Origin of the sequence: Clostridium sp. (genome assembly GCF_036642255.1) — a bacterium.
Lineage (GTDB): Bacteria > Bacillota > Clostridia > Clostridiales > Clostridiaceae > Clostridium_J.
Genome location: NZ_JAVWDJ010000079.1, coordinates 1 through 9,451 on the forward strand (window position 1 = coordinate 1; position 9,451 = coordinate 9,451).

Genomic DNA, 9,451 nt, shown 5'->3' on the forward strand with positions numbered 1-9,451 from the left:
GCAGATAAAACCATGCAACAACTTCTCAGCGGAAATGCAGACATAGGTTTCTCAGGCCCAGAACAAGTACTTTATATCTACAATCAACAAAGAGAAGATTATCCAATAGTATTTGCACAACTTACTCAAAAGGACGGGTCTTTCCTAGTTTCAAGAAAAGAAGAACCAAACTTTAAATGGGAATCTTTAAAAGGTAAAGAAGTTATAGGAGGAAGACCTGGTGGAATGCCACAAATGGCTTTTGAATATGTGCTTAGAAACCATGGAATTAATGTTAAAACTGATATGAATATGATAACTAACATCGCTTTTGGTGTTGTTCCAGCTGCATTTAAAGGTGGTACTGGAGAATATGCAGCAATATTTGAACCAACAGCTAGTATGATAGTTAAAGATCAAGGTGGTTCAATTCATTCTGTAGGTGCAGCAGCAGGAAACCTACCATACACTTGTTTCTATGCAACAAAATCCTATATGGAAAAGAATCCACAAATCATAGAGAAATTCACAAGAGCTATCTATAAAGGACAACTTTGGTTAAACAAAAAAACTGATGCTGAAGTAATAGCTTCTATTAAAACTTTCTTCCCAGATACAGATGAAGCTATAATGGTTCAAGTTGTTAAGAATTACAGAGAAATCGAAGCTTTCTCACAAACTCCAGTAGTTCAAAAAGCTGATATGACAAGATTAATGGATATAGTTCAATCTTATAACCCAGAACTTTTAAAAGAAAGACCACCATATGAAAAAGTGGTTGATAATCAATTTGCTGAAAAAGCAGTTAAGGAAGTTAAATAATTAGTAATTTACCCCTCTTTGCTAAAAGGGCCCTTACTAAATAGTTTTTTTAAAATACTCATTAGTAAGTGGATAGTTTGTTAAAAATTTCTTTTTAAGGTCCCCCTCCTATTAAAAAGACTTATTTAACAAAATCCACTATGAAGAATTACCCCTTAGAGAAATCTAGGGGGTTTTTTATAGTGATTTGCATTGGTGAAATTGTTAGCGCAAAATTAAATTATAGTGAGAACTCTATATTAATGGATGGAAAACACTGATGAATTCATAAGGAAAACACTTAACTTATAGAATAAAAGCGCTTAAGGAATGTTAATAAAGTAATGATACCTTGTAAACGGTGACATGAATAAAAACAGTCTGATATTGAAAAAATCACATATTTACTACGTTTGACATAAATGACAAGCCAGTATAATATGACATATGTTACAAGAAAGAGGTGCTCTTTTGTAAGTATAATGGAGGTATTTATATGCTTAAGAAATTTTTAGATTTAGTCATCGGTGAACCTTTGCCGAACGAAAAAAGTTCCAATGAAAGATACAATGTTCCTTTTGGATTGGCTATTATGGCCAGTGATGCTGTTTCATCTGTTTCCTATGCTGCTGAAGAGATACTGATTGTATTGATTAGTGCAATTGGACTAGCATCTTATAGATGGCTAGGATGGATTTCATTAATGATTATAGCATTGCTTCTTATACTAACGGTTTCCTATACTCAGATAATACGTGCATACCCTCAGGGTGGTGGCGCATACATGGTTGCTAAGGAAAATATTAATGTAAAATCAGGATTGGTAGCAGCATCAGCTCTACTAATTGATTATATACTAACTGTTGCTGTAAGTGCCAGCGCTGGAGTTGCTGCAATAATATCTGCATTTCCCAATTTAAGTGAACACAGAGTTGCACTGGCAGTAAGCATTATAATAGTACTGACAATCTTAAACCTTAGAGGGGTTAGTGAGTCAGCTAGAATATTCAGCTTACCTGCCTATATTTTTGTAGTAAGCATGATTGTTATGATAATTTATGGGATTATAAAATATGCTATCTATGGTGCACCTGAGCCAATGGTTCAGCAGGAGATAATAGCTGTAAAGGAGTTAAGCTTTTTTCTTATTCTAAAGGCCTTTTCCTCAGGGTGTTCCGCATTAACAGGTCTTGAAGCGGTAAGCAACTCTGTACCAAACTTTAAGGAACCAGCCCAAAAAAATGCGAAGACTGTTATGGTACTGTTATCTTGTTTAATACTATTTATTTTTGGTGGTACATCAATACTAGCAAGGTTGTATCAAACTATTCCTGTTGGGTATCCTACTGTTGTTGCTCAAATAGCTTATGGGGTTTTTGGTAACAGTTTTATGTTTTATGTAATTCAATTCTCAACAGCTATGATACTTATTATGGCATGTAATACAGCATTTACGGGCTTCCCAATGCTTATGTGTTCTGTAGGAAAAGATGGATTTGTACCGAGGCAGTTTACTGCAAGAGGAAAAAGATTGGGTTTTTCAAATGGAATAGTTGCGTTGGCTTTCGTAGCCTGCATATTAATAGTTATATTTAATGCAAATACTCACGGCCTACTACCTTTATATGCAGTAGGTGTATTTCTCTCCTTTACTTTGGCTCAGACGGGGATGGTAAGACATTGGATAAAATCTGAAGAAAAAGGTTGGAAAGTTCGTGCTATCATTAATGGGTTTGGTGCCTTTATAACTGCTGCAACAACTTTAATTATAGCCTATGAAAAGTTTGCGCATGGAGCTTGGATGGTTATTATAGTAATACCAGTCCTGGTTCTAGCCATGCTGTCGATAAAAAGACACTACAATAGTGTTGCTGCTCAGCTAAGGGTTGAAACTGAAGACTTAAAGGAACTTAATTTTAATCGAAATATTGCTCACATTATTATTGTTCCCATTGCTAGCTTAAACAAAGCCACTTTGGTAGCTTTGCAGCATGCAAGAAGCTTATCTTCATATGTTATAGCCCTTAATGTTTCTACAGATGAGGAAGCTATTGAAAAGTTAAAAAGTAGATGGGAAAAGCTTAATACAGATATAGTGCTTGTAACAAAGTACTCTACCTATAGAACAGTAATTACACCGTTATTGCATTATATTAACATTATAGCTAATGCCACTACGGATGATGAAAAAATCACAGTTATGTTACCACAGTTTATAACTCACGAGGGTTTGGGGCAAGTCCTGCACAACCATACAGGTTTTCTTATCAGGGAAAACCTATTAAGAAATAAGAATGTTGTAGTCTCAACCTACCCCTACCATTTAGAAAAGATTGATTTATAAATTTAATGCTGATGAGTTGCTACGGAGATACTAATAGGGTTGATTATTATCTTTTATTCAACTATAGCCAAAGCTGAAACATAAAAAATACTTCAAGACCAGTGTATATGCCCTGGCATTAGTTAAGGCATTACTGGATTTGGTAGTTAAAAGTTTTTAAAAGGTACCCCTCCTATTAAAAAGACTTATTTAACAAAATCCACTATGAAGAATTACCCCTTTGAAAAAGGACCCTCTAGAGAAATCTAGAGGGTTTTTTATAGTGATTTCCATTGGGAAAACTGTCTAGCTGATAATCTAACTAAAGGAAAACTTTACTTTAAAAGTGGTTAATAGCTTAATGAAAACTTTGAAATATTTGGTGGGAAAGAAAGTCAGGACATATTCTCAATTTAAGGCGAATTATTTTAAGGTTTTCACAATGAATAAAATAAAATTCACCTTGAAAACCTATGTTAAAGGGAAATGAAAAAACTAAAAGGAAATAAAAATTCTAAAACACTCCACTATCGCACCAAGGTTTTAGTTGTATGCTATAATGAAAAACGAAATTTGGGTAACCAAAGTGGAGGTACTTAATGGGACCTATAGTACTTCTGAAATTGCGAGAATAATGGGGATGCATCTAAACACTGTTATGTTATATGAGAAATGGCTACAGGGCTTATACTAAAACGTATTTGGAACAGATGAAAATGGTAGGTTTTTAACTGAAGAAACTGAGGGTTTAGATAACCGGTTGTTATCTTCTTTATCTGAAGCAAAGGGTAATACAAAGGAATTGATGTGTTATATAGATGAGCTAATAAGTAAAAAAAAAGAAATTTAAAGAGGGGCAATTGTGGATAAAAAGAAAGTGAGTATTATGGGAACCAAGGATAATTTATATACTATACAGGAGGATAAGAATATGCAAATAGTTGAATGTAATAGGAATGCAAAACCTGGAGAAATCATTACCTTTGGTGCCTATCCACAGAACTTGGATGGAACTGATCTAGCACCAATAAAGTGGAGAGTGCTACAAAACACTGGAAGTGAGTTATTCCTTTTGAGCGAAGGCATTTTAGATTGTAAAAGATATCATGGCAAGTCTGCGAATATCAGGTGGCAAGATTGTGTGGATATTACCTGGAGTGATTGTGATTTGCGCCATTGGCTCAATGATGAATTCTATAACACTGCATTCTCTGCTGCTGAAAAGGAACTTATAAACACAACTCTCTGCAGGGATAATGGAGAGGGAACTCCTGATACGGAGGACAAGGTTTTTTTACTTAGTGTTAATGAGATAATGGATGCATCTAATAAACTGGGGAAAAACTTCCTCATTTCAGTTGGAACGGAGTTTGCAAAAAGGAAAAAAGCTGATGGATGCAATTTATATGTATATGATAAAACAAACAAAGATAACTATATTATAAGAAATGGCGAAGAAGTTGGATGTTCGTGGTGGTGGCTGCGAACACAAGGAAACAAGTCTTCCCGTGCATATTTTATCGGTACAGGCTGCAGCATCCGTAGCTATGCCAATGTGAGTGTAGCTCGCGATGGAGTTCGCCCTGCAATAAAAATTAATCTTGAATTATAGATATTTTATGTTTTTCCTATTTTTAAATAAGAAATTAAAAACACATGATAGCTTTTATCATGTGTTTTTAACAATTAATTATAGTTATTGTCTATTAGTATAAATTTGAAAAGTAACTCCAAACTTATCTGTTACCATGCCATATCCAGGGCTGAAATAAATTTCATTAAGCTCAATGAGCACTTTGCCTTCTTTTTTCAGACCTTCATAAAGCTCCTTTGCCTGCACAATATCACTGGTTGTGATACAAATTGAAACTTGATTTCCAGCTTGAAATGGAAGCTCAGGAATAGTATCGGCAATCATAATTTTATTTTCACCAATTTTTAATACTGCATGAGCTATAAGATCTAGCTCATCTTTTTTTATATTTGACATTTCATCTTTTGGGCCCTCCCCAAAAGTTTGTTGAAAAAGAACAGTTGCCTTTAAGGTATCTTTATAATATTCAATTGCTTCCTTTGCTCTACTATTCATTAAAATATAAGGAACTAGTTGTAATGACATAATAAACATCTCCTTCGGGATTTTTATAAGTGGTTAATATTATTTGATACTAATGTGTGTAAATAAACCTTATGAATAGTTTATTTATAAATAATTTTATATTATAATGGTGACAAACTATGTCATAGTTATTTTGGAGGTGCATATGTCAAAGGCAAAAAGATTAAATGAAATGATTATGATGGTTAATAGGAAGAGAAGATTCACAGTTGGTGAACTTGCAAAAGAATTCGGGGTATCAAATAGAACTATTTTGAGAGATTTACAGGAACTAAGTGAGATGGGGGTTCCGTTATATTCGGAAGTTGGACCACATGGTGGGTACCAGGTGCTAAAAGAAAGAGTTCTTCCTCCAATTGCATTTAGAGAGGAAGAGGCCATATCAATATTTTTTATGATACATGCACTAAGACATTATACTTCTCTTCCATTTAATGTTGAGTATGAATCTATCAAAAAGAAGTTTTACTTAAATCTCTCCGGAGACACAAGAGATATGATAGACAGCATACAACACAGGGTTGATTTTGTTTCAGTTTATCAAGAAGAGCAGATTCCATTTCTAAGGGAACTTTTAGATGCAGCAATCCAGCAGCGTGTTATTACTATCAGTTATGAGACTAATGGGAAAAGTAAGCTTAGAAGTATTCAACCAATTGGCATTTATGTTAATGAAGGGAAATGGTATTGTCCATCCTATTGTTTTTTGTCTAAAGACTATCGTATTTTTAGATGTGACCGTATTAAGTCTGTGGAACTTGATGAAGATATTAAACCTGTTGATTTATCTGGTATAACTTTACAGAATCGTTACTTAGTTTTTGCTAATAATAAACAAAATATTGAGTTAGAGGTAGAGCTAACGAACAAAGGAGTGGAGAGATTTCAAGCTACCACCTGGTTTAACATTGAGTTAAGTAAACATAAGGAAGGCACAGGGGTTTTAACTGGTAACATTGCAAACCATGATATAGACTTTTTTTCAAATTATTTTATTGCCTATGGTAATGAAGCTTTTGTAAAAAAACCACCTGAATTAGTAGAAAGTATAAAAGAAAAATTAAATACAATTTTAAAGATGTACAACATTTCTGATGAATAGATATAATGAGTTTTTGGGGGCATTAAATAATGAACAAGTTCATTTTGGTAAGGGGCTTTGGAAGAATAGAAGTATTAATGAAAAAGCTATGCCCATTGCTCTTGATAATGAATTATTAAAAAACTCTGAAACCCACACGGATACTATATATTCTTATAAATATAACAATATAACAATAAGTATTGTTATAAATATCTATTAAGCAAGAGTATCAAATTTTATGGAGATATGTTATGAAGAACTACAGCTTTTGTAGTTCTTTTTTTGCTTAAATCAAATAAAGGAACTTATCTATCTTAAGGTTAATATACTATAATCAAATGAACAAAATAGGGTGATGATGTATTATGAAACACAGTGACTTAGATTACCAACCTAATATATTCAGAGAGTTAGGTGTACCAGAGGTTAATAACTTGCCTTTACAAAGCTTTGAAGAGTATTACTTAAGTGAGGATTATGAAACATATTTTATAGATTATGTTGGAGATATAAAAGCAGCAATAGATAACGTTGATTATGCTCAGGTTTTTATTAGTGATAAGTTTTTTGCAATACTATTTGTAAGAAAGGGAATGTTAAGTACTTTACTAGAAAATGTACGTGAAATTACTAGTATTGAAAGAAACTTAGTTTACACTCTTTCCGAATTAGTAATAAACAATGAAGTAACTTCACCAGAAATTATTTATGAAAGCAGCATTCCACTTGATGGTGAAGGGGTAATTGTTGGAATTATTGGTACAGGAATAGATTACTTAAATCCTAGGTTTATGACAGAAACAGGGGAAAGTAGAATTATATCAATTTGGGATCAGACTATAAGAACTGGACCTAGCCCGCAAGACATCCCTTTCGGTACAGTATATAACAAAGACAATATTAACGAGGCAATAAGAGCAAATACAATTGGAGGGGCTTCCTATGAAATTGTACCTCATAAAGACGAGGTAGGTCATGGAACGGCCATTGCAGGTTTGATTGGTGGCAGAAGCTTAGATGAATTAGTTAAGCTTAACAGTGTAGTACCTAAGTGTGAATTTGCCATTGTGAAATTAGAGGAGCCTAAGGCAGATTACTTAGAATCCATAGGTATTGAAAAGGGGACTAAAAATGTTTATCAAACTACTGCTATAACTTCTGCACTGAAGTACCTTTCAGATTTACAAGCAAGTCTTAAAAAACCAATGGTAGTTTATCTACCATTAGGAAGTAATTTTGGGGGGCGTGATGGCAATACTATATTAGAGAGATATATTGACAACATAACAAATAAAAGGGATTTTTCTGTAGTTACAGATACAGGAAATCAAGGTAGAGGATACACTCATACCAGTGGGGAAATAAGTGAAACTGGAGAAATAGGGGAAATTTTTATTAATGTAGGGGTTGGTCAAACCTCCTTAGCTCTAGCAATTTACACTAAAAGACCTGATAGCATATCAATTGGGATAACATCACCTTCAGGAAATTCCATAACCGGAATTTCTACACCTTCAGAAAGTGGGCAGATACAATACTTAACTCGAGAGGAAAATGGTATAACCGTTGAGTACTTAATAGAAGAAGAGCTTTCTGGTACTATAAGTATAAATATAGTAATAAAAAATACTATGGAAGGGATATGGAAGATAAGTCTATTTGGAAAGTCAATTGTTAGTGGAATGTATGATTGTTGGTTACCTCATTTAGAGTTACTAAAGGGAGGCACTAGAGTCTTGATTCCTGATCCTTATACAACTTTGTTAACTCCTGGTACTTCCTTAAATATAATATCCACTGCATACTATAACGAAATGAATAACACTATTGTAGAAAACTCTGGAAGAGGGTTCCCGAGATATGGAATAATAGAACCCTCATTCTCCACTGGTGGAATTAATTTACTTACTGTGGGACTAAATAATTCACTGATTATAGGTAGCGGTAGTGCAATGGCAGGGTCTATACTTGCTGGAGCAGTGGCATTAATATATCAATGGGGCAATGTGAAAGGAAATTATCCACAGCTTTCCCCACCAACAATAAAAAATATACTAATAGGTTCTACAGATAAAGATGAGAATGTAATATATCCAGATCGACAATGGGGTTATGGAAGACTAAATATCAATAAATTGCATGAGATTATGATTACTATAAGTAATAATAACAATAGCATGGTTAATGATAATAACAGCAGTAATACTAAGGATAACAATACCAATACTAACAATAATAGTAGGGCTGCTAAGAGTTATGTTAAAGATGAATCTACAAGCTACTTATATATAAATATACCTTTTGAAGTGTATAAAAGAATAAATAATAAATACAGAAAATAAATTTTAAAATGATAAGCTTTAAAAAGCCTCACAACAAATTAAACTAAGGTGCCAGTGATGACACCTTTTTTACATGAGTGTGCTTGTTGACAGATACAAATTACAATAGGAAACCCCTAAATAAGAACATCACAAGGGTCCATAAATGGAAAGAAATATACTCAATAATTGATAAACTGTTTTTACAAAGCAAAGCAATGTAAAAAACAGTTTATTTTTTTATATAGAAATATGGTTAGAGGCAGAACTTCCTAGGCAGATTAGATTAAAGGCTGAGTAGTTGACTTTGATTTTTGTACGGGGACCTGGAAAGAGCTTTAGGCTAGCCAATTTAGAAGGTTTTAGACTCATCCTCCAAACTGTGGTTAAAGTGGTAGGAAGCTGCTATATTTTTACCTTCTTTGTTAAATATAGTTAACAAGGATTTTTCATAACTTAACCAATACATAATCAGGGCTTAAATAAAACATACTAAAATAAGTATTGTAAGGAAAAGATGAAAACAAATTAACTTAATATAAATTGGAGGGATTTTTTAATGAAGAAGAAAAGTTTAAAACTTATTGTATCAGCATTAGCTATTACAATGATGTCAGGAGTTTTTGTAGGTTGTGGGAATAAAGATGGTGGAGAAACTAACAATACAAATAATAATGCAGCTCAAACAGAAAAATTATCAGGAACCATTCAAGCTGATGGATCCTCTACTGTAGGACCAATAACAGAAGCAATGGCAGAAGAGTTTAACAAAGAGAACCCTGAGGTGCAAATACCAGTTGCAATTTCAGGAACAGGTGGTGGGT

Annotated in this window: 7 protein-coding genes and 1 pseudogene; 7 read left to right on the top strand and 1 reads right to left on the bottom strand. The window is 33.5% G+C overall.

What is annotated here, in order from left to right; genetic code table 11:
• The 3 genes from RR409_RS20155 to RR409_RS20165 form a co-directional block, all read left to right on the top strand.
• Window positions 1–801, top strand: an 801-nt coding sequence (locus tag RR409_RS20155) for an ABC transporter substrate-binding protein (RefSeq protein ID WP_332559573.1), incomplete at its 5' end; no start/stop codon positions are given.
• A gap of 475 nt (window positions 802–1,276) precedes the next feature.
• Window positions 1,277–3,124: an APC family permease gene (locus RR409_RS20160; protein ID WP_332559574.1), complete on the top strand. Its 1,848-nt coding sequence runs from the start codon at window positions 1,277–1,279 to the stop codon at window positions 3,122–3,124.
• An 841-nt stretch (window positions 3,125–3,965) separates the two neighbouring features.
• Window positions 3,966–4,715, top strand: a complete 750-nt coding sequence (locus RR409_RS20165) for a DUF6273 domain-containing protein (protein ID WP_332559575.1) — start codon at window positions 3,966–3,968, stop codon at window positions 4,713–4,715.
• Window positions 4,716–4,799: 84 nt separating this feature from the next.
• On the opposite strand, the gene RR409_RS20170 is transcribed toward RR409_RS20165, so the two are convergent.
• The gene (locus tag RR409_RS20170) at window positions 4,800–5,222 is read right to left on the bottom strand and encodes a VOC family protein (RefSeq protein WP_332559576.1); all 423 of its coding nucleotides are present in this window, start codon (window positions 5,220–5,222) and stop codon (window positions 4,800–4,802) included.
• A gap of 145 nt (window positions 5,223–5,367) precedes the next feature.
• Here RR409_RS20170 and RR409_RS20175 point away from each other — a divergent pair, with 145 nt between their 5' ends.
• The 4 genes and pseudogenes from RR409_RS20175 to RR409_RS20190 form a co-directional block, all read left to right on the top strand.
• A complete protein-coding gene (locus RR409_RS20175) occupies window positions 5,368–6,324 on the top strand; it encodes a YafY family protein (protein ID WP_332559577.1) in 957 nt (318 codons plus the stop codon).
• Complete coding sequence (locus RR409_RS20180; RefSeq protein ID WP_332559578.1) at window positions 6,317–6,526, top strand: hypothetical protein; 210 nt, start codon at window positions 6,317–6,319, stop codon at window positions 6,524–6,526. Before RR409_RS20175 ends, RR409_RS20180 begins: the two co-directional genes overlap by 8 nt.
• Before the next feature lie 145 nt (window positions 6,527–6,671).
• The gene (locus tag RR409_RS20185) at window positions 6,672–8,648 is read left to right on the top strand and encodes a S8 family peptidase (RefSeq protein WP_332559579.1); all 1,977 of its coding nucleotides are present in this window, start codon (window positions 6,672–6,674) and stop codon (window positions 8,646–8,648) included.
• A 538-nt stretch (window positions 8,649–9,186) separates the two neighbouring features.
• A pseudogene (locus RR409_RS20190) lies at window positions 9,187–9,451 on the top strand (phosphate ABC transporter substrate-binding protein); the annotation flags it as partial.

What these genes read in the sequence shown, in the direction of transcription:
- RR409_RS20160 (WP_332559574.1), top strand. Translation starts at nt 1,277, where the DNA reads ATGCTTAAGAAATTTTTAGATTTAGTCATCGGTGAACCTTTGCCGAAC.
- RR409_RS20170 (WP_332559576.1), bottom strand. Translation starts at nt 5,222, where the DNA reads ATGTCATTACAACTAGTTCCTTATATTTTAATGAATAGTAGAGCAAAG.
- RR409_RS20175 (WP_332559577.1), top strand. Translation starts at nt 5,368, where the DNA reads ATGTCAAAGGCAAAAAGATTAAATGAAATGATTATGATGGTTAATAGG.
- RR409_RS20180 (WP_332559578.1), top strand. Translation starts at nt 6,317, where the DNA reads ATGAATAGATATAATGAGTTTTTGGGGGCATTAAATAATGAACAAGTT.
- RR409_RS20185 (WP_332559579.1), top strand. Translation starts at nt 6,672, where the DNA reads ATGAAACACAGTGACTTAGATTACCAACCTAATATATTCAGAGAGTTA.